Genomic DNA, 23,596 nt, shown 5'->3' with positions numbered 1-23,596 from the left:
CAGGAGGAACAGTGCGCTCTCCCTGTCCAATCTTTAATCAAGGGTATGGCCTGATATGAGGCGCTCCGTCGACAACCGGACGGAAGAGCGACGCGCCACATGCCCCCCCACACCCCCCGAACCCTCACCGACGTCCTCGTTCATCGTGCCTCCGGGACGAAGGCCCACGAGCGGCAATACACGTTTCTCGATGAGTCCGACGGCGCGGAAGTCTCGCTGAGCGCCTTCGAGCTGCACGCGCGTGCGTGTCGCATCGCAGCCGTGTTGCAACAACGGGGCGCGGAGGGGCAGCGCGTGTTGCTGCTGTACCCGCCGGGGCTGGACTACGTGGCGGGCTTCTTCGGCTGTCTCTATGCGGGCGCGATTGCGGTGCCCGCGTATCCGCCGGACCCGGTGCGTCTGGAGCGCACCCTGCCCCGGCTGCGCGCCATCATCCAGGACGCCGAGGCCACGGTGGTGCTCACCACGTCCGGCATCCTCTCGCTCGCGGACTTCGTCTTCGAGCAGGCGCCGGACTTCCGCGCGCTGCAGTGGCTGGCCACGGACGAGCTGCCCGCCGGCGGAGAGCACGCGTGGCGCGCGCCGGACGTGGGCCCGGACTCGCTGGCGTTCCTCCAGTACACGTCCGGCTCCACGGGCACGCCGAAGGGCGTGATGCTGTCGCACGCCAACCTGCTGCACAACCTGGGGTTGATCGCCAACGCGTTCCAGGTGCGCGACGACAGCGTGGGCGTCATCTGGCTGCCGCCGTACCACGACATGGGGCTCATCGGCGGCATCCTCCAGCCGCTGTACGCGGGCTTCCCCGTGGCGCTCATGTCGCCCATGGCCTTCCTCCAGCGCCCCCTGCGCTGGCTGGAGGCGGTGTCCCGCTTCCGGGGCACCATCAGCGGAGGCCCCAACTTCGCGTTCGAGCTGTGCGCGCGCCGGGCCACGGCCGATGAGGTGAAGGCGCTGGATTTGAGCGCGTGGGAGGTGGCCTTCACCGGCGCCGAGCCCATCCGCGCCGCCACGCTGGACCGCTTCGCGGAGGTGTTCGCTCCCGCGGGGTTCCGTCGCGAGGCCTTCTATCCGTGCTACGGGCTGGCCGAAGGCACGCTCATCGTCTCCGGCGAGGAGAAGGGCCGCGTGCCGCGCGTGCACCTGCTGGAGGACGCCGCGCTCACGCGAGGCCAGGCCGTGCGCGCGGAGTCGGGTGCGGTGGGCGCTCGCGCGCATGTCGGCTGCGGCACGACGCTGGCCGAGCAGCGCCTGCGGGTGGTGGACCCGGAGTCGCGCGTGCCGTGCGCGCCGGGACGCGTGGGGGAGATCTGGGTGTCCGGAGGGAGCGTCGCGCGGGGCTACTGGCGCAAGCCGGAGCAGAGCGAGGAGACGTTCCAGGCCGTTCCCGTTGGAGCGGAGGACGGGCCGAGGTACCTGCGGACCGGGGACCTGGGGTTGCTGCTGGAGGACGGCCAGCTCATCGTCACGGGTCGGCGCAAGGACCTCATCATCCTTCGCGGGCGCAACCTGTACCCGCAGGACGTGGAGTCCGTGGTGGAGCGCGCCCACCCGCGCGTGCGGCCTGGCTGTGTGGCCGCCTTCTCCGTGGAGACGGCGGGCGGCGAGGCGCTGGCGGTGGTGGCGGAGGTGGGCCGCGAGCTGGCCGAGGCCGCGGACCCGGCGGCGCTGGAGGCCGTGGCGGACCTGCTGCGACAGGCGATTGCGCGTGAGCTGGAGGTGCAGCCGCACACGCTCGCCCTGCTGCCGCCGGGCGCCGTGCCCAAGACGTCGAGCGGGAAGATTCAGCGCTTCGCCTGCCGCGCCGCGCTCGTCTCGGGGGAGCTGTCCGTGCTGTGGCGCCACGGCGGGGCCCTGTCACAGCCAGCGGTGTCCGCGCCTGGACAGGCCCTGGCGGGCGGTGCGGCGGCAGCGACGCATTCTCCACGCCCCCTGCTGACCGTGCCTTCTCCGGAGGACCTCGAGCGGGCCCTGCGCGAGGAGCTGGTCGCGGTGCTCGGTGCCGAGGCCGAGCGTCAGGACGCGAGCACACCGCTCACGCTCCTGGGGCTCGACTCGCTCGGCGCGGCGGACCTCCAGGGCCGCATCGAGAAGCGGCTCGGGGTGCGCATTCCCGCCGCCGCGCTGCTTCAGGACCTGAGCCTGAAGACGCTCGCGGAGTCGGTGACCGCAGCCGGTACGGGAAGCAGGTTGCCGCCCCTGAAGCCGCGTCCCACCGGGGCCGGCGCGCCTCCCGCCTCGTTCGCGCAGCAGCGGCTGTGGTTCCTCCTCCAGCTCGACCCGGCCTGGACGTCCAACCAGCTTCCCGTGGCCTTGTCGCTGCGAGGCGCGCTGGACGTGGCGGTCCTGGAGCGCGCGCTGACGGAGTTGGCGCGGCGCCACGAGGTGCTCCGGTCCACCTTCGCCACGCACGATGGCGGGCTGGTGCAGCGGGTCCACCCGCCCTCCCCTGTCACCCTGCCGCTCCTGGACTTCGGCTCCCACCCCTCCGAGTCGCGTCAGTCCCTGCTGGAAGAGCAGGCCGTGCTGGACGCGCAGCGGCCCATGGATCTGGTCGCGGGCCCCCTCCTTCGCTACTCCCTGCTTCGCTTCGCGCCGGAGGACCACGTCCTCCTGCTCGTCATCCACCATCTCGTAGCCGACGGCTGGTCCATCGCCCTGCAGATCCGTGAGCTGGCCGCGCTCTACGGCGCCTTCGTGGAAGGCCGGCCCTCGCCGCTGCCCGAGCCGGAGCTCCAGTACGGCGACTTCGCCACCTGGCAGCGCGCCCACTTCACGCCCGGGGCCCTGGGCCGGGAGCTGGCATGGTGGCGAACGACGCTAGCCGACGCGCCCCTGCTGCTGGCCCTGCCCACGGACAGGCCCCGGCCTCAGCGGCTGTCCGTCCACGGCGCGCGCCGCCTGCGTCTGCTACCCGCGTCGCTCGTGGCGAAGCTGCACGCGCTCGGCCGGCGGCAGGGCGCCACGCCCTTCATGTGCCTGGTGTCCGCGCTGTCTACCGTGCTGCACCGCGTGAGCGGCCAGTCGGACTTCGTGCTCGGCTCGGTCATCGCGGGCCGCGATGTGCCCGGCACCCGGGCGCTGATGGGTGACTGCACCAACTTCATCCCGCTGCGTGTGCGCCTGCCGGAAGGGGCCACCGTGACGGACCTGCTCACGGAGGTGAAGCAGCGCACGCTGGGTGCCCTGGCCCACGGCTACGTGCCCTTCGACCAGGTCCTCGCGGCCGTGCAGCAGCCAGGCACCGAGCGCCGCGAGCTGTACAACGTCGGCTTCATCCTCGACGACTACGAGCTGCCGCGTGTGCTGCCCGTGCGCGGCGCGCTGACGCTCGACGTGTCGCTGGTGGACAACCTCACCGCCGAGCTGGACCTGACCTTCGAGGCGACCCACCGCCCCGAGGGCCTGCTGATTGGCTGCAAGTACTCCGCGGACCTCTTCGACGCGGAGACCGCGGACCGGCTGCTGGGCCACCTGGAAGCCGTGGTTCGCGCCATGGTGGAAGCACCGTCCGCGCGGCTGTCCGAGCTGCCGCTGATGGGTGAGGCAGAGCGGCACCAGGCGCTCCACAGGTGGAATCCCCTCGTGCAGGCGTCTCCGGGCGGAACGCTGGTGGAGCACCTCGAAGCGCAGGTGGACCGCTCGCCGGACGCCATCGCCCTGACGTTCGAGTCCCAGCACCTGACGTACGGGGAGCTGGACACGCGCGCGAATCAACTGGCGTGGCACCTGCGCTCGCTGGGCGTGGGTCCCGAGCAGCTGGTGGGCGTGTGCCTGGAGCGCTCGCTGGACATGGTGGTGGCCCTGCTGGCCGTCCTCAAGTCCGGTGCCGCCTACGTCCCGTTGGACCCGGCCTATCCGCGCGAGCGACTGGCATGGATGCTGGAGGACACCGGGGCTCCGGTGCTCCTGACGCATCAGCGTCTGCTGGACGTGCTGCCGCCCCACTCCGCCCGGGCGGTCCGCCTGGACGCGGACCTGCCCGCCGTGTCGGAGCAGCCCACGACGCGTCCACCCGGGCTCGCAGTCCCAGAGTCGCTGGCCTACGTCATCTTCACCTCCGGAAGCACGGGCCGTCCCAAGGGCGCGATGAACGCGCACGCGGGCATCGTCAACCGGCTCGTCTGGATGCAGCGCGAGTACGGCCTCACGTCCGCGGACACGGTGCTGCAGAAGACGCCATTCAGCTTCGACGTCTCCGTGTGGGAGTTCTTCTGGCCGCTGATGACGGGTGCGAGGCTGGTGCTGGCGCGTCCCGGTGGACACCAGGAGCCGGCGTACCTCGTGAAGCTGATGGCCTCGGAGCGCGTCACCACGGCGCACTTCGTCCCATCCATGCTCCGCGCCTTCGTGGAGGAGCCGGGCCTGGAGTCCCTGGCCCACCTGCGCCGCGTGGTGTGCAGCGGTGAGGCCCTGCCCCCGGACCTCGTGCAGCGGGCGCATGCGCGGCTGCCCACCACCGTCGGTCTGCACAACCTCTACGGCCCCACCGAGGCGGCCGTGGACGTCACCTTCTGGCCGTGCCCGCGTGACGCGAAACTTGTCCGGGTGCCCATCGGCCGCCCCGTGGCCAACACGGCCCTCTACATCCTCGATGCGCATGGCCAGCCCGTGCCGCCCGGCGTGCTGGGAGAGCTGTTCATCGGCGGTGTGCAGGTGGGACGCGGCTACTGGAACCGTCCCGGGCTCACCGCCGAGCGCTACATCCCCGATGCCTTCGGCGCCACGCCCGGGGCCCGCCTCTACCGCACCGGAGACCTCGCACGCTGGCTGCAGGACGGCACGCTGGAGTACCTGGGCCGCTCCGACTTCCAGGTGAAGCTCCGCGGCTTCCGCATCGAGCTGGGTGAAATCGAGTCGGTGCTCGGCGCGGACCCGGCGGTGCGCGAGTCGGTGGTGGTCGCGCGGGAGGACTCGCCCGGAGCCCCGCGCCTGGTGGCGTACCTCGTCCTGGGTGGCGCCGCGAACCAGGGAGATGTCGACCCGTCCTCGCAATGGAAGGCCATCTACGACGAGGCCTATGCGCGGGACGACGCGGACGTCGACCCGACGTTCGACATCATCGGCTGGGATGACAGCTACACCGGCGAGCCGCTGCCACCCGAGCAGATGCGCGAGTGGGTGGACACCACCGTGCGGCAGATTCTCGGCCTGAAGCCCCGGCGGGTGCTGGAGCTGGGGTGCGGCACCGGCCTGCTGCTGTACCGGCTGGCCCCGCGCTGCGAGGCGTACTGGGGCGTCGACTTCGCCCGGCCCGCGCTGGACCGCATTGAACGCCAGCGGGCGCGGATGGGCGGAGCGCTCGACTCCGTCCACCTGCTCCACCGGAGCGTGGAGGACTTCTCCGGAATCGAGCCGGGCTCGTTCGATACAGTCGTCCTCAACTCGGTCATCCAGACGTTCTCCAGCACGGAGTTCCTGCTCGACGTGCTGCGCGGGGCCGTGAGTGTCCTGAAGCCCGGGGGCCGCGTGTTCCTGGGGGACGTGCGAAGCCTGGAGCTGCTGGAGGCCTTCCGTGCGTCGGTGCGCCTGCACCGGACTCCCGCGCACGTCGCCACGTCGCAGTTCCAGTACCGCGTCCAGCGGGACATCCTCGCGGACAAGGAGCTGGTGCTCTCGCCCTCGTTCTTCACCACGTTGCCCCGGCTCATTCCGGGCATCAGCCGGGTCGAGGTGCTGCCCAAGCACGGGCGCTACGACAACGAGTTGAGCCGCTTCCGCTACGAGGTCATCCTCCACGTGGGGGGCGCGGCCGACGCCCCCATCCGAGGCACCCGGCCCGACTGGGTGGACGGCGCCAGCTTCACGCTGGACGCCCTGCGCGAGCGGCTGGAGGCCCGGCCGGAGCGGCTGTCGGTGAGGGGCCTTCCGAACGCGCGAGTGCTGGAGCACACGAGGCTTGTCGACCTGCTCGCGAGCACGGGCCGCCCGACGACCGTGGCCGGCCTGCGCGAGTTCCTGCGTGACTGGCCGGGTCCCCGGGGCATGGAGCCCGAGGACCTGTACGCGCTGGGCTCGCTCCTCGGCTACGAGGCGCGGGTGAGCTGGGCCGGCGCCCACCGCGACGGCGCGCTGGACGTGGTGTTCGCGCGCCCCGGTGCGACCGCGGCGCTGGACCTGTCGCCGGAGTCGGCGGACACGCTGGAGTCCCTGGACGGGCTGGCGAGCGATCCGCTCAGGGGGGCCCGGAGCGTCCGCGAGCTGGTCCGCATCCGGAGGGAGCTGGCGGAGAAGCTGCCTCCGCACATGGTGCCCTCGTCCTTCGTGGTGATGCCCTCCCTGCCGCTGACACCCAGTGGCAAGGTGAACCGGGGCGCGCTGCCGGCCCCCGAGGCCGACCGCCTCGCGTCCGAGGACGCGTTCATCGCGCCGCGCACGCCCATCGAGGACATGGTGGCTCGCATCTTCGGCGAGCTGCTCGGCCAGACGCGCGTGGGTGTGGCGGATGACTTCTTCGCCCTCGGTGGCCACTCGCTGCTGGCCACGCAGGTGGTGACGCGGGTGCGCGCGCAGCTCGGCGTGGAATTGACGCTGCGGACCCTCTTCGAGGCGCCCACCGTGGCCCTCCTGGCCGAGCGCATCCAGGGACTCCAGCGGGGAGCCGCGGAGTCTCCGCCGCTGGAGCGGCTGCCTCGCTCGTCCGGTTCCGAGGACACGCTGGAGCCGTCCTTCGCGCAGCAGCGCTTGTGGTTCCTGGAGCAGCTCCAGCCGGGGCAGACCGCTTACAACATCCCCGTGGGCCTGCGGCTGTCCGGTCCACTGGACGTGGACGTGCTGCGGCGCACCTTCGCGGAGGTGGTTCGCCGGCATGAGGCGCTGCGCACGACGTTCGCCACGCGCGACGGCCGGCCCGTGCAGGTCATCCATCCGGCTCCGACCTCGTGGCCCTTGTCCGTCGAGGGCCTGAGCGCGGTGGAGGCCACGGCGCTCGAGGCTGCTGTGCAAAGGCGCATGAGTGAGGAAGCCCACCGCGCCTTCGACCTGGAGCAGGGCCCGCTGCTGCGCACGGTGCTGCTGCGCTCGAGCCCGGACGAGCACGTGCTGATGCTGTGCATGCACCACCTCGTCTCGGACGGCTGGTCCATGGGCGTGCTGGTGCGTGAAGTTGCCGAGCTGTATGAGACCCTGTCCCAGGGCCGTGATGCCACGCTGCCCGAGCTGCCGGTGCAGTACGCGGACTACGCGGCCTGGGAGCGACGCACGCTGGAAGGCGAGGCGCTGACGTCGCGGCTGGAGTGGTGGCGCTCACGACTGCAAGGGGCTCCAGCGCTGGAGCTGCCCACGGACCACGCGCGTCCCGCGGTGCGCACCCTTCGCGGGGCCACGCACTACTTCACCGTCCCGGCCGCTCGGGTCGCCGCACTGGAGAAGCTGGGGCAGGCACAGGGCGCCACGCTGTTCATGGTGCTGATGGCGGGCTGGCAGGCGCTGCTGGCCCGCTACTCGGGGCAGACGGACTTCTGCGTGGGCACCCCCGTGGCTCACCGCACGCGTCCCGAGCTGGAAGGGCTCATCGGCTTCTTCGTCAACACGCTGGCGCTGCGCGCGAACCTGGACGGGGATCCGCGCTTCGACGCGCTCGTCGCTCGCGTGCGCGAGGAGTCCCTCGGCGCCTTCGCGCACCAGGACGTGCCCTTCGACCGGCTGGTGGAGGCGCTGGGCGGTGAACGGGACCTGTCCCGCACGCCGCTGTTCCAGGCCCTCTTCGTCCTCCAGAACACGCCGATGCAGCCGCCCTCGCTGCCGGGCCTGCGCGTGGACCTGCTCCGCACCCCCACCGGGACGGCGAAGTTCGATGTGGCCCTGTCACTGCTGGAGCGTGACGGGGTGCTGGAAGGACAGCTCGAGTACAGCCTGGACCTGTTCTCCTCGGACACCGCGCGGCGCCTGGCGGAGCACTTCCAGCGCCTGCTCCGGGGCGTCGCGGAGGACGCACGCAGCCGGCTCAGCGAGCTGCCGCTGATGAGTGAGGCCGAGCGGCAGCAGGTGCTCGTGGCCTGGAATGACACCCGGGCCGACTTCCCGTCTGACACCACGGTGCACCAGCGCTTCACCGAGCAGGCCCGGCGGACGCCGGACGCGGTGGCCGTGGAGTTCGACGGGCGCATCCTCACCTATGCGGAGCTGGATGCGCTCTCCAACCAGCTCGCCCGGTATCTGTTGTCGCTGGGGCTGGGCGCGGAGCCGCGCGTGGGCATGTGCGCGCCTCGGAGCCTGGAGCTGGTGGTGGGCCTGCTCGGCATCCTCAAGGCGGGTGGCTGCTACGTGCCGCTCGACCCGTCGTATCCGTCCCAGCGGCTCGCGTTCATCGCCGAGGACTCGGGTGTCGCGGCGGTGCTCACCTGGCAGGCACTGGTCGCCGGGCTGCCCACGGGCTCGTGGGCCATTGTGTGCCTGGACTCGGACTGGAAGCGGATCGCCCTCCAGCCCATGAGCGCGGTGCATACGCCGGCCGTCGCGGACAGCCTTGCATACGTGACGTACACCTCGGGCTCCACGGGAACGCCCAAGGGCGTGGCCGTGCCACACCGGGGCGTCCTGCGCCTGCTGTTCGGGACCCGCTTCGCGCGCTTTGGCCCGGATGAGGTCATCCTCCAGGTCACCCCGCTGACCTTCGACCCTCACATCCTGGAGGTCTGGGGCGGACTGCTGCACGGTTCGCGGCTGGTCCTCTACCCGCCGCACACGCCCGACGTCGCGGAGCTGGCGCGACTCATTACCGAGCACGGGGTGACGGCCCTCTTCACGTCCACAGCCCTCTTCGACCTGATGCAGCAGCACCAGCCCGAGGCGCTGGCGCGGGTGGCCCAGGTGGTGGCCGGCGGAGACGTGATGCCCGCCTCGCGAGTCCGCGAGCGGCTGGCCGCCGGAGGCTCCGTCGTCAACGCCTACGGCCCGACGGAGAGCACCACCATCACCACCGCCCTCCGGCTGTCGCCCGGTGACGCGGTGGGCAACTCCGTGTCCATCGGCAGGCCCATCGCGAACACCCAGGTGTACGTGCTGGACGCGGCCCTGCGCCCCGTGCCCGTCGGCGTACCGGGCGAGCTGTTCATCAGCGGCGACGGTCTGGCCCGTGGCTACCTGGGCCGTCCTGCACTCACCGCCGAGCGGTTCCTGCCCCACCCGTTCTCCGCGACTCCGGGCGCGCGGCTGTACCGCTCCGGAGACAGGGTGCGCTGGTGCCAGGACAGCACGCTGGAGTTCCTCGGTCGCGTGGACTTCCAGGTGAAGGTCCGCGGCTTCCGCATCGAGCTGGGCGAAGTCGAGGCCGCCCTGCGCGCGCACTCCACCGTGAGCGATGCCGCCGTCGTGGTCCGAGAGGACGTGCCCGGCGACAAGCGACTGGTGGCCTACGTGACGCCAGGGGACGTGGACACCGCGAGCCTGCGTGAGTCGCTGCGTGAGCACCTGCCCGAGTACATGGTGCCGTCCGCCTTCGTGGTCCTCGCGGCGCTGCCCCTGTCATCCCACGGGAAGGTGGACCGCAAGGCGCTCCCGATACCGGCCGCCGCCCACGTGTCGACGGGCTTCGAAGAGCCCCGGTCTCCCCGTGAGCAACAGGTCGCCGCGCTGTTCCGCGAGGTGCTCCGGGTGGAGCGCGTGGGGCGGCACGACGACTTCTTCCTCCTGGGCGGGCACTCGCTGCTGGCCACGCAGGTGGTGACGCGGCTGCGCGCGCGGCTCGGCGTGGAATTGCCCCTGCGCGCGTTCTTCGAGGCCCCCACCGTGGCCCGCCTCGCGGAGCGCCTCGACGCGGCCGGGGCCTCGCACTCGCTGCCGGCCCTGGTGCGCCTGCCCCGCTCGCCCGAGGGTGAGGACGCGCTGGAGGTCTCCTCAGCGCAGCAGCGCCTGTGGTTCCTGGAGCAGCTCCAGCCGGGACAGGCCGCCTTCCACATGCCGGCGGCGCTGCGCCTGCACGGAGACCTGGACGTGGAGGTGCTGCGCCGCGCCTTCGCCGAGGTCGTCCGCCGCCACGAGGCACTGCGCACCACCTTCTCCTCGCGCGATGGCCGGCCCATGCAGGTCATCCATCCGACACCGACCGCTGGGACTCTGCCCGCCGACGGAGTGAGCACGCGGGAAGGCCACGGCGGGTGGCTCCTGCCCGTGGAGGACCTGAGCCCGCTGGAGCCCGCGGCGCGCGAGGCCGCCGTGCAGCGGCGCATGGGTGAAGAGGCCCACCGCGCCTTCGACCTGGAGCAGGGCCCGCTGCTGCGCTCGGTGCTGCTGCGCTCGGGTACGGACGAGCACGTGCTGGTGCTGTGCATGCACCACCTCGTGTCGGACGGCTGGTCCATGGGCGTGCTGGTGCGCGAGGTCGCCGAGCTGTACGCGGCCCTGGCCGAGCACCGTGAGGCGAAGCTGCCCGCGCTGTCGGTGCAGTACGCCGACTACGCGGCCTGGGAGCGCCACGCGCTGGATGGTGCGGCGCTGGCCTCGCACCTGGAGTGGTGGCGCTCACGGCTCCAGGGCGCTCCAGTGCTGGAGCTGCCCGCGGACCACGCGCGTCCCGCGACGCGAAGTCTGCGAGGGGCCACGCACTCCTTCAGCCTTCCGGCCGCGCTGGCCGCCTCGCTTGTGAAGGTGGGCCAGTCCCAGAACGCGACGCTGTTCATGGTGCTGATGGCCGGCTGGCAGGCACTGCTGGCCCGCTACTCCGGACAGCGGGACTTCTGCGTCGGTACGTCGGTGGGCCACCGTGACCGGCCGGAGCTGGAAGACCTCATCGGCTTCTTCGTCAACCCCGTGGCGCTGCGCTGCCGGCTCGACGGGGAGCCGACGTTCTCGGAGCTCGTGCGGCGCGTCCGTGAGGAGGTGCTGGGCGCCTTCGCGCACCAGGACGTGCCCTTCGACCGGCTCGTGGAGGCGCTCGGCGGGGAGCGGGACCTGTCCCGCACGCCGGTGTTCCAGGCCCTGTTCGTCCTCCTCAACACGGAGCTGCAAGCGCCCTCGCTGCCGGGGCTCCAGGTGGAGGTGCTGCCGCTCGCCACGGAGACGTCCCGGTACGACCTGACGCTCGCGATGATGGAGCGCGGCGGAGTGCTGGAGGGTCAGCTCGAATACAACCTGGACCTCTTCGCGCCAGACACGGCCCGGCGCCTGGTGGAACACCTGGTCGTGCTGCTGAACGCGGTGGCGCAGGGCGCCTCCGAGCAGCGCCTCGGCCAGCTCCCGCTCATGGACGCGCACGAGCGGCACCAGGTCCTGGTCGCCTGGAACGACACCCGGGCGGAGTACCCGGCCGGCGCGACGATTCACTCCCTCTTCGCCACCCAGGCCCGCCGCACGCCGCAGGCCGTGGCCGTGGAACACGAGGGCCGCACCCTTACCTACGCGCAGCTCGACGAGCGCTCCAACCAGCTCGCGCACCACCTGCGCTCGCTGGGCCTGGGCGTGGAGTCTCGCGTGGGCGTGTGCCTGCACCGGAGCCTGGAGCTGCCGGTGGCCCTGCTGGGCATCCTCAAGGCGGGCGGCTGCTACGTCCCGCTCGACCCGTCGTACCCGTCCCAGCGCCTCGCGTTCATGTTCGAGGACTCGGGCGTGGCCACGGTGCTCACGCAGGCGTCCCTGGAGGACGAGCTGCCCGCGGGCTCTCAACCCCTGGTGTGCCTGGACTCCGGGTGGGACGCGATTGCCCGCCAGCCGAAGCACCCGGTGGACGTGGCCTTGGGCTCGGACCACCTCGCGTACGTCACCTACACGTCCGGCTCCACGGGGACGCCCAAGGGCGTGGCCATTCCTCACAAGGGCGTGGTGCGTCTGCTCATCGGCTCGCGCTTCGTGAACCTGGGGCCCGACGAGGTCGTCCTCCAGCTCGCGCCGCTGGCCTTCGATGCCTCCACCTTCGAAATCTGGGGCGCGCTGCTGCACGGCGCGCGGCTCGTGCTCTTCCCACGGGGGACTCCGGACCTGGCCGAGCTGGGGCAGGCGCTCACCCGCCACCGGGTATCGGTGCTCTGGCTGACCGCCGCCCTGTTCGAGCAGCTGCAGCAGCACCAGCCCGAGGCCCTGGCCGGCGTGCCCAGGCTCCTCGCGGGCGGTGACGTGCTGCCCGTGCCCCGCGTGCGCGAGCGGCTGGCGCAGGGCCGCTCCCTCATCAACGGCTACGGCCCCACCGAGGGCACCACCTTCACCGCGACGCACCGCCTGTCTCCCGGTGACGAGCCAGGCGCTTCCGTGTCCATCGGTCGGCCCATCGCGAACACCCAGGTGTACGTGCTGGACGAGGCGCTGCGGCCCGTGCCCGTGGGCGTTCCCGGTGAGCTGTTCATCGGCGGCGACGGCCTGGCCCGCGGCTACCTGGGCCAGCCCGCGCTCACCGCCGAGCGCTTCGTCCCCCACCCCTTCGCCTCCACTTCGGGCGAGCGGCTGTACCGCTCCGGAGACCGGGTGCGGTGGCTCGCGGATGGGACGCTCCAGTTCCTGGGCCGCGTGGACTTCCAGGTGAAGGTGCGCGGCTTCCGCATCGAGCTGGGAGAAGTCGAGTCCGCGCTGCGCCAGCACTCCGCCGTGGCCGAGGCCACCGTCGTGGTGCGCGAAGACGTACCCGGCGACAAGCGGCTGGTGGCCTATGTGACGCCCGGAGACGTGGACACGGGCGCGCTGCGCGAGCACCTGCGCCGGAACCTGCCGGAGTACATGGTGCCCTCCGCGTTCGTCGCGCTGGAGTTCCTGCCCCTGTCGCCCAACGGCAAGGTGGACCGCCGCGCGCTCCCGGCGCCGGAAGCCACGCGTGAGGAAGTCCCGGAGACGGGCTCCCTGCCGCTCCTCCAGCAGCAGCTCGTGAGCCTGTTTGGCGAGGTCCTGCGCATGGAGCGCGTGGGCCCGCATGACGACTTCTTCGAGCTGGGTGGACACTCGCTGCTGGCCACGCAGCTGGTGACGCGAGTCCGAGCGCAGCTCGGTGTGGAGCTGCCCCTGCGTACGTTGTTCGAGGCGCCCACCGTCGCCCAGCTCGCGAAGCACTGCGAGGAGCTGTTGCTGCGCTCGTCGCGCACGGACATGCCGCCGCTGCTGCCCGTGGCTCGCGAGGAAGCCCTGCCGCTGTCCTTCTCGCAGCAGCGCCTGTGGTTCCTGGAGCAGCTCCAGCCGGGTCAGGCCGTCTACAACGTGCCCGTCGCCCTGAAGCTCTCCGGCCCGCTGGACGTGGAGGCCCTGCGGAGCACCTTCGCCGAGGTGGTCCGCCGCCACGAGATGCTGCGCACCACCTTCGCCACTCGGGACGACCAGCCCGTGCAGCGCGTCCACCCGGCCCCCGCGCGGTGGGCCCTGCCGGTGGAAGACCTGAGCGCCCTGGACACGCCCGCCCGTGACGCCGCCCTTGCCAGGCGCATGGCCGAGGAGGCGCATCACCCGTTCGACCTCACCACCGGTCCGCTTCTGCGCACGGTGCTGGTGCGCACGGGTGAAGCGGAGCACGTGCTGTTGCTCTGCATGCATCACATCGTCTCGGACGGCTGGTCCATGGGCGTGCTGGTGCAAGAGGTCGCGGCCCTCTACGCCGCGCGGCAGGAGGGCCAGCCCGCGTCGCTGCCGGAGCTGCCGGTGCAGTACGCGGACTTCGCCACGTGGCAGCGCCGGTGGGTCCAGTCCGAGGGACTCCAGGCCCAGGTCGAGTCCCTCAAGTCGCGCCTCCAGGGAGTCCCCGCGCTGGAGCTGCCCACCGAGTCGGGCCGCCCGGCCATACGGACGCTGCGCGGTGCCAGCCACTTCTTCACCCTGACGGAGGAGCTGGTCCACGCGCTCGAGAAGGTGGGCCGTGAGCAGGGCGCCACCCTCTTCATGGTGATGCTGGCCGCGTACGAGACGCTCCTGTCGCGCTACTCCGGCCAGGACGACTTCGCCATCGGCAGTCCCATTGCCCACCGCACCCGGGCAGAGCTGGAGCCGCTCATCGGCTTCTTCGTCAACACCCTGGTGCTGCGCACGCGCCTGGAGGGAGACCCGACCTTCGCGGAGCTGGTGGACCGCGTCCGCGAGTCCGCGCTCGCCGCCTACGTCCACCAGGACGTTCCCTTTGACAGGCTGGTGGAGGCGCTCGGCGGTGAGCGCACCGAGGGCCGCGCGCCGCTCTTCCAGGTGATGTTCGCCCTGCAGAACGCGCCCATGCAGCCGCCGTCGCTGCCGGGCATCCAGGTCGACATCCTGCGGAGCGTCACCGACACCGCCCGGTTCGACCTGAGCCTCTCGCTGATGGAGCGTGGAGGCGCGCTGGAGGGGGCGCTCGAATACAGCCTGGACCTCTTCTCCCCGGCCACCGCCGAGCGACTGGCCCGGCACTTCCGCGTCCTGCTGGAGGCCGTGGTCCGCGACGCCCAGGTCCGCGTCAGCCGCCTGCCGCTGATGGACGCGGCCGAGCGGCAACAGGTGTTGGTGGCCTGGAACGAGACCCACACGGGAAGCCTCGTGGCGGAGTCCATTCCGTCCCTCTTCGCTTCCCATGTCCGGCGTGCGCCGGGCGCGGTGGCCGTGGAGCATGAGGGCCGCACCCTCACCTACGGGGAGCTGGACGCGCGCTCGAACCAGCTCGCGAGGCACCTGCTGTCGCTCGGGTTGAAGCCCGAGGCGCGCGTGGGCCTGTGCGTGGAGCGTGGGCCGGACCTGCTCGTGGGGCTGCTCGGCATCCTCAAGGCGGGCGGCTGCTACGTGCCGATCGACCCGGGCTATCCCCGTCAGCGGCTGGCCTTCATGCTCCAGGACGCGGGTGTGGCCGCGGTGGTGACGCAGCAGCCCGTCCTTCCGTCCCTGCCTGAGCACGGGCGGCCCACGGTGTGTCTGGACTCCGGGTGGGTGGAGATTGCCCGCCAGTCCGCCGAGGCGCTGACGGGCGTGTCCGTCTCGCCGGGGCAGCTCGCGTATCTCCTCTACACGTCGGGTTCCACCGGCACTCCCAAGGGTGCCGGCGTGGAGCACGGCTCCATCGTCCACCTCGTCCGGGACACGAACTACGTGCGCCTGACGCCGGACGACTGCCTCGCCCAGGTGTCCACCCCGTCGTTCGATGCGGCGACGTTCGAGGTCTGGGGCGCGCTGCTCAACGGCGCGCGCCTGGTCATCATCCCGCGTGACGTCACGCTGTCCCCACCCCAGCTCGCGAGGAAGCTGCGCGAGGTGGGCGCCACCACGGTGCTCCTCACCACGGCCCTCTTCAACGAGGTCGCCCGCGAGCAGCCCGAGGCCCTGGCCTCGCTGCGCAACGTCTTCTTCGGAGGCGACAAGGCAGACCCGCGCGCCGTGCGGGCCGTGCTCGCCGCTGGACCTCGCGGGCAGGTGGTGAACCTCTACGGCCCCACCGAGGCCACGGTCGCCGCCACCTTCCACCCGACCGCTGGACTGGCGGCAGAGGCCGTGTCGCTGCCCATCGGTCGGCCGCTCGCGCGGGTGCGCGTGTACGTGCTCGACGTGCGCGGCGAGCCCGTTCCCACGGGCGTGCCCGGTGAGCTGTTCATCGGCGGCGAAGGCCTGGGCCGTGGCTACCCTGGCCACCCCACGCTCACCGCCGAGCGCTTCACTCCGGACCCGTTCAGTGGCGTGCCCGGAGCGCGGCTGTACCGCACGGGCGACCGCGCGCGCTGGCTGTCGGATGGGACGCTCGACTTCGCCGGCCGCGTGGACGCGCAGGTGAAGGTCCGTGGCTTCCGCATCGAGCCCGGCGAGGTGGAGTCCGCCCTGCGGGCCCACCCCGCCGTGCGCGAGGCGTTGGTGCTGGTGCGCGAGGACGTGCCCGGCGACAAGCGACTGGTGGCCTACGTCACCGGCACGTCCGCCCCGGACGCCGCCACCCTGAAGTCCTTCCTGTCGGAGCGGCTGCCCGCGCACCTGGTGCCCTCCGCCTTCGTCGCGCTGGCCTCCTTCCCGCTGACGCCGGGCGGCAAGCTGGACCGCAAGGCCCTGCCCGCGCCGGACGCCTCCTCGGCCACGACGGCGGCCCCCGCCGTCCCCGAGCGCCTCACTCCGTTCCAGCAGCGCGTCGCGGCCCTCTTCCGCGAAGTGCTGCACGTGGAGCGCGTGGGCCTGCACGACGACTTCTTCGCCCTGGGCGGCCACTCGCTGCTGGCGACGCAGCTCATCTCCCGCCTGCGGTCCACCTTCCAGGTGGAGCTGCCGCTGCGTGCCCTCTTCGGCGCTCCCACCGTGGCTCGCGTCACGGAGTTCGTGGAGGAGCAGTTCCTCGTCCGCACCACCGAGCCGAAGACTCCGCCGCTGCGGCCCGTCCCTCGCGACGGCGAGCTGCCGCTGTCCTTCGCGCAGCAACGGCTGTGGGTGCTCGACCAGCTCCAGCCCGGGAGCAGCAACTACAACATGGTGGGCGCGCTCCGGTTGGAGGGCACGCTGGACACCGAGGCGCTCCGCCGCGCCCTGGAGCACCTGGTCGCCCGCCACGAGTCCCTGCGGGCGACGTTCGCGATGAAGGAGGGCCAGCCCGTCCAGGTCCTCCACCCGCACACCGCCTGGGCGCTGCCTGTCACCGACCTGGAGGCCACGCCCGCGGAGACTCGCGAGGCCGAGGCGCTCCGGCTCGCCACCGAGGAGGCCAGCCGGCCCTTCGCGCTGGGCGCCGGTCCGCTGCTGCGCACGAGGCTCCTGCGGCTGGACGCGGAGCACCATGTGCTGCTGCTCGTCATGCACCACATCGTCTCGGACGGGTGGTCCATCGGCGTCATGGTCCGCGAGGTCGTCGCGGGCTACGAGGCCTTCGCCTCCGGCAAGGCACCCATGCTGCCGTCGCTGCCGGTGCAGTACGCGGACTTCGCCGCGTGGCAACGCCAGTGGCTCCAGGGCGACGTGCTGGCGCGCGAGGTGGACTGGTGGAAGGCGCAGCTCGCGGGGGCACCGCAGGTACTGGAGCTGCCCACCGACAAGGCCCGGCCCGCCATCCGCACTCCTCGCGGGGCGCTCCTGCCCGTGCACCTGCCCCGCGAGCTGGTCGTGAGCCTGCTGTCGCTCGCGCGCCAGGAGGGCACCACGCCCTTCATGGCGCTGCTGGCCGCATGGCAAGTGCTGCTGTCGCGCTACAGCCGGCAGGAGGAGCTGCTCGTCGGCTCGCCCATCGCCGGCCGCCGCCATGGCGAGCTGGAGGGGCTGGTCGGCTTCTTCGTGAACACGCTGGTGCTGCGCGCCCGCGTGCGTCCGGGGGACTCGTTCCGCGCGTTGCTGGGACAGGTGCGTGACACCACCCTGGCCGCGTTCGAGCACCAGGACCTGCCCTTCGAGAAGCTCGTCGAGGAGCTGAACGTCCCGCGCGACTTGAGCCGCAACCCGCTGGTGCAGGTCATCTTCGCGCTGCAGAACGCGCCCGCCGGGGAGCTGCGGGTGCCGGGCCTCACGCTGCGCCCGCTGGAGGTGGACAACGCCACCGCACGGTTCGACCTGGGCCTCATGCTCGCCGAGGCGCCCGACGGGCTGCGCGGCGTCATCGAGTACAGCACCGACCTGTTCGAGCACTCCACCGTCGCCCGCCTCGCCGGCCACCTGCGTACCCTGCTGGAGGCCGCCGTCGCCACGCCGGACCGGCCCCTGGCCACCCTGCCCCTCCTCACCGCCGGGGAGCACCAGCAGCTCGTCGTCGGGTGGAACGACACCACCCGCCCGTACCCCGCCATCACCATCCCCGAGGCGTTCTCCAGGCACGCCGCGCTGCGCCCGGACGCCATCGCCCTGGAGTGCGGCGAGCAACGCGTCACCTACGGGCAGCTCGAAGCCCGGGCCAACCGGCTGGCGCACCTGCTGCGCTCGCACGGCGTGGGCCGGGACTCACTCGTGGCCGTGAGCCTGGAGCGAGGCTGCGACCTCATCGTCTCGCTGCTGGGCATCCTCAAGGCCGGGGGCGCCTACGTTCCGCTGGATGCGGCGTACCCCGCGCAGCGCCTGGCCTGCATGCAGGAGGATGCCGCGCCCCGACTGCTGCTCACCTCGCGCGCCCTGCGCGAGCAGCTCCACCTGCCGGACGCTTCGCTCCCCTGCCTCTTCGCGGAGGAGCTGTCGTTGGAGTCCCAGCCCGCGACACCTCCCGTGTCGGACATCGGGCCTCGTGACGTGGCCTACGTCATCTTCACGTCCGGCAGCACCGGCCGGCCCAAGGGCGTTGCCGTCAAGCACCAGGGCATCCTGAGCCTGGTGCACGGTGAGCCCTATGCCGGGTTCGGCATGCGGGAGACGGGCCTCCTCCTGGCGCCCATCTCCTTCGACGGCTCGGTCATGGAGATGTGGATTCCGCTGCTGCATGGCAGCCGGCTCGTCATCCTCCCTGCGAAGGCGGTCCCCAGCGACCTGGACACCCTGGGCCAGGTGGTGGAGCGCCATGGCGTCACCTTCATGCACATGTCGCCCGGCCTGTTCTCCCAGCTCGCGGAGCACCGTCCGGACATCCTCGGCCGGCTGAGGGTCATCCACTCGGGCGGAGACGTCCTCTCCGTGCCACACGCGCGCGGCGTGCTGGAGTCGGTGCGCGTCCCCGTCACCAATGGCTACGGCCCCACCGAGGCCTCGGTCATCGCCACTTCCTTCACGATGGAGCGGCCCGAGCAGGTGGGCACCTCCGTTGCCATCGGCGCGCCGCTCGCCAACACCCGCGTGTACGTGCTGGACGCGCACCTGCGACTGGTGCCCGTGGGGGTCCCGGGCGAGCTGTTCCTCGGCGGGGACAGACTGGCCCGGGGCTACGTCTCGCGTCCGGACCTCACCGCCGAGCGCTTCATCCCGGACCCGTTCTCCGGCACGCCCGGCGAGCGCCTCTACCGCACGGGGGACCTCGTGCGCTGGCGTCCCGACGGAGCGCTGGAGTTCCTCGGCCGCGGCGACCACCAGGTGAAGGTGCGGGGCTTCCGCATCGAGCTGCCCGAGGTGGAAGCCGCCCTGGGTGCCCTCCCGGCCGTCCACCAGGCTGTCGTGGTGGTCCGTGAGGACGTGCCCGGCGACAAGCGGCTGGTGGCCTACGCCATGCCCCGCGAGGGCCAGTCGCTGGACACCGCCATCCTGCGCGCCGAGCTGCGCCAGCGGCTGCCCGAGTACATGGTGCCGTCCATCTTCGTGGCGCTGCCCGCGCTGCCGCTGAATCCCAGCGGCAAGGTGGACCGCAAGGCGCTGCCCGCGCCGGACGCCGCGTCCACCGGCCGGCAGGGGCGCTTCGTGGAGCCCGCCAATCCGCTGGAGCAACAGCTCGCGGCCCTCTATGCCCGCGAGCTGGGCACCGACCGTGTCGGCGTGTTCGACCATCTGTTCGAGGAGCTTGGCGGCACGTCGCTGTCCGTCGTCCGCATCGCCGCGCGCCTGCGCGACGAGCTGAAGCGCGAGCTGCCCGTGGTGTGGCTGTTCGAGCACCCCACCATCCATGAGCTCGCCCGCCGCCTGGAGCGCGAGGCGGGCCAGGCCCCCCAGGCCCAGGAGCCCGCGCCCGGCCACCGTCCGCGCGCCACCGCTCCGTCCCCGGCGGGCTCGGGGGCGGTTGCCATCATCGGCATGGCGGGCCGCTTCCCCGGCGCGGACTCCGTGAGCGAGTTCTGGCGCAACCTGCGCGAGGGCATCGAGTCCATCTCCCGATTCTCCGCCGAGGAGCTGGAGCACATGCCCGGCCTGCCGGAGGGCCTGGAGCTGTGGCAGCACCCGAACTTCGTCGCCGCGGGCGGCCTGCTCGAAGGCGTCGACCGGTTCGACCACGCCTTCTTCGACATGTCCCTGCGCGAGGCGCAGTGGATGGACCCGCAACAGCGGCTGTTCCTCCAGTGCGCCTGGTCGGCGCTGGAGGACGCCGGCCTCGACCCGGACCGCTTCCCCGGGGCCATCTCGCTGTACGCGGGCGCCACGGACTCCGGCTACATGGACGCGGTGCGAGCGACGGTGCCGCTGGATGGCGCGGCCATCTTCGAGGTCTACGGCACCGCCACGCACGAGAGCCTCGCCACGAAGACGTCCTACAAGCTGGGACTCACCGGGGAGAGCACGCTCGTGTACACGGCGTGCTCCACGGGCCTGGTGGCCGTCCACCTCGCCTGCCAGAACCTGCTGGCGGGGCTGTCCGACGTGGCGCTGGCGGGCGCGACGCGCATCACCGTGCCGCAGCGCACGGGCTACGTGTACCAGGAGGGGCTGATCTTCTCCCCGGACGGGCACTGCCGCGCGTTCGATGAGAAGGCCAAGGGCACCATCGCCGGCAACGGCGTGGCGTCCGTGGTGCTCAAGCGGCTGGAGGACGCGGAGCGCGACGGCGACTCCATCTACGCCGTCATCCGGGCCACGGCGACCAACAACGACGGCCGGCACAAGTCCGGCTTCACCGCGCCGAGCGTGCAAGGCCAGTCCGCCGTCGTCACGCAGGCGCTGGCGCGGGCCGGCGTGGAGCCGAAGGACATCGGCTACGTGGAGACGCATGGCACCGCGACTCCGATTGGAGACCCCATCGAGGTCGCCGCGCTCCAGCGCGCCTACGGACTGGGGGCGGAGCACCGGGGCACCATTGCGCTGGCCTCGCTGAAGACCAACGTGGGCCACCTGGATACGGTGGCGGGCCTCGCGGGACTCATCAAGGTCGCGCTGTCGCTGCACCACGGAGAGATTGCTCCGAGCCTGCACTTCGAGCGCCCCAATCCGCAGATCGACTTCGCTTCCGGTCCCTTCTTCGTCAACACATCCCTGCGGCCGTGGCCGAGGGGCGAGGCGCCGCGTCGCGCGGCGGTCAGCTCCTTCGGGATTGGCGGTACCAACGCCCACGCCGTGCTCGAGGAGTCCCCCATGTCTCACAGTGGCTCCACCACGCGGACCCACCAGCTCGTCACGTTGTCGGCGCGCTCGCCCGAGGCGCTGGAGGCAGCGTCCCGGCAGCTCGCCACGCACGCGGAGGCCAGCGCCGAGGACCTGTCACTCGCGGACGTGGCCTTCACGCATGCCGTGGGCCGCAAGGTCTTCGAGCACCGGCGGGCTGTCGTCGCGACGGACGCGGCGGACCTCGCGAAGCAGCTTCGCAAGCCGTACACGGCGGTGAAGGTGAAGGGCGAGGCGGCACGAGGACGTCGCGTGGCCCTCGTCTTCCCGGGCCAGGGCGCCCAGCAGGTGGGCATGGGGCGCGAGCTGTATGCGGCCGAGCCCGCCTTCCGCGCGCACGTGGACGCGTGCCTCGCGCTGCTGGAGGAGTCGCTGCGTGCCCGGGTGGGCACCTTGCTGAAAGCCGAGCCCGGCCAGCGGGACGCGGAGACGGCCGCGCTGCTGGCGGACACTCGCGTGGCCCTGCCGGCGCTGTTCACGGTGGAGTGCTCGCTGGCGCGGATGTGGATGGACTGGGGCCTCGAGCCGCACGCGGTGATGGGCCACAGCTTCGGTGAGTACGCCGCCGCGTGCGTGGCCGGAGTGCTGCCGCTGGAGGACGCGCTGAAGCTGGCGGTGGCTCGCGGCGAGTTGATGCACCGCATGCCGCCGGGGGCCATGCTTGCGGTGGCGATGTCCGAGGCGCAGGTGCTGCCGCTGCTGTCCGGGCGGCTGGAGCTGGCCGCGCTCAACGCGCCGGACCGGTGCGTCGTCGCCGGTCCCGTGGACGAGGTGGAGCGGCTCCAGGAGGACCTGAAGCGCCGGGACGTGGGCGCGGTGCGCATGCCCGCGCCGCACGCGTTCCACTCCGCGGACGTGGCGCCGCTGATGCCCGAGCTGGAGCGCGTGGTGGCGTCGCTGAATCGCTCGGAGCCCACGCTGCGCTACGCGTCCAGTGTCACCGGCACGTGGGCGAAGCCGGGCGCGCTGGCCGAGCCGCGCTACTGGGCGGACCAGATGCGCCAGCCCGTGCGCTTCAGCGAAGCCGTGGGGGCCCTGCTGGAAGAGGGCTGCGCCGTGGTGCTGGAAGTCGGACCCGGACAGGACCTCACCCCGCTGGTGCGCTCGTGCCTGGGGCAGGACCGTGAGCGGGTGAAGGCGCTGGCTTCGCTGCGGCGCGGCGGCTCCACGACGGAGCAGGCGGGCCTGCTGCAGGCCGTGGGGGAGCTGTGGACGCTGGGCGTGGAGGTGGACTGGTCCGCCTTCTACGCGCATGAGCAGCGCCGACGGCTGCACCTGCCCACGTACCCGTTCCAGGAGAAGCGCTGCTGGGTGGAAGCAAAGCCCGCGCAGGCTCAGGCGAATGGGAACGGAACGCACGTCGCGGTGCCGGAAGCACTGGATCCGGTGACTCAGGGTCCCGCCCGGGTCGTGGCTCAGGGGAGCATGGTGGTCTCTCCATCCGGCCAGGCTTCTGCTCCGGTGTTCGCGCAGCCGGCAGCGGTTCAGGGCACCACGGACACACCGGCTCAGGCCTCCATGTTCACGTCACCCCTGGTCGCGACGTCGCGTGTGGCCGCCACGCCCTCCGGTCAGGTCGCGGCGCCTGGGCTCGTTCCACCCGCGGTGATACCGGCCCCTGCCCCGTTCACGGCGCCGGCCGTGAGCACACCCGTACACGCGCCCGTTCGTGCACCGGCCACGGCGCAGCCCCTGGTGGCTTCAATCCAGGCGCCCGCGCACGCCGTGCCCGACTCGGCCCCCGCCGTCCCTGTCCGCGAGGATGCCCCACGCGGTGACACCGAGGAGCGCCTGGCGGCCCTCTGGCGGGAGCGCCTCGGCCTGGAGTTCGTCGGACGCGACGACAACTTCCTGGAGATCGGCGGCAACTCGCTGATGGCCGCTCAGCTCCTCAACCAGATGCGTGAGGCCTTCGGCGTGCAGCTCCCGCTGGCTGCCCTCTTCGAGGCTCCCACGGTGGCTGGCATCGCCGAGCGCATCGAGCCGCTGCTGCGTCAGGCCCCGTCCGTGGAGCAGAGCCGCGAGCTGCCCCTGGTGCCGCTGCCGCGCACCCAGGAGCTTCCCCTGTCCTTCGTCCAGGAGCGCGTCTGGCGTCTGGAGCAGCACCTGCCCGGGCTCTCCGCGTACACCATTCCCTTCGTCCTCAAGCTCGAAGGCTTCGTGGACGTGGACACGCTCCAGCGGAGCGTCCAGGAGATCGTCAACCGCCACGAAGCGCTGCGCACCACCTACGACGTGGTGGAGGGCCGTCCCGTGCAGCGCTTCCACGCGCACGTGGCCATTCCGTTGGAGGTCCTGGAGCTGACCGGCTCCGCCGATCAGCGCGAGGCGGAGGCCATGCGCATCGCGCGAGAGGAGTCCGCTCGCCCATTCGACCTGGTGAAGGGCCCCGTCATCCGGACCCTGTTGCTGAAGCTGGACGCCCAGCTGCACATTCTCGTGGGCAGCATCCACCACGTGGTCTGCGACACGCTGTCCGTGGCCATCTTCGTCCACGAGCTGGGCCAGCTCTACGGCGCCTTCCGCCAGGGGCGGTCGTCTCCGTTGCCTGCTCTGCCCGTGCAGTACGCGGACTTCGGCGCCTGGCAGCGGCGCACCATCGCCGAGCACCTGATGCCGGACCAGGAGCAGTGGTGGCGCAACCGCCTCGCCGGCATGCCGCGCAGGCTGGACATGCCCACGGACCGGCCCCGGCCCGCGAGCTGCCCGCTCACCTCGGTGCGCATGATTGTGGACTTCCCGTCCGCGCTCGCCCGGGAGGTGGGGGCGTTCGGCAAGCGCGAGGGCTTCACCTCGTACATGACGGTGCTGGCCGCGTGGCAGACGCTGCTGCACC

General features: G+C 72.0%; 1 protein-coding gene (cut by a window edge). It reads left to right on the top strand.

Annotated features, from left to right (window positions below):
- Positions 1-99 precede the first annotated feature (99 nt).
- Positions 100-23,596 carry part of the coding region annotated (locus tag G4D85_RS43005) for a non-ribosomal peptide synthase/polyketide synthase (RefSeq protein ID WP_164020098.1) on the top strand (this coding region is incomplete at its 3' end). 12,357 nt of the annotated region lie beyond the right edge of the window, so 23,497 of the 35,854 annotated nt are shown.

The sequence above is a fragment of the Pyxidicoccus trucidator genome, assembly GCF_010894435.1.
GTDB classification, from domain to species: Bacteria; Myxococcota; Myxococcia; order Myxococcales; family Myxococcaceae; genus Myxococcus; species Myxococcus trucidator.
Note: the sequence above shows the minus strand (reverse complement) of the source record. Positions and strands in the feature narration are given on the sequence as shown.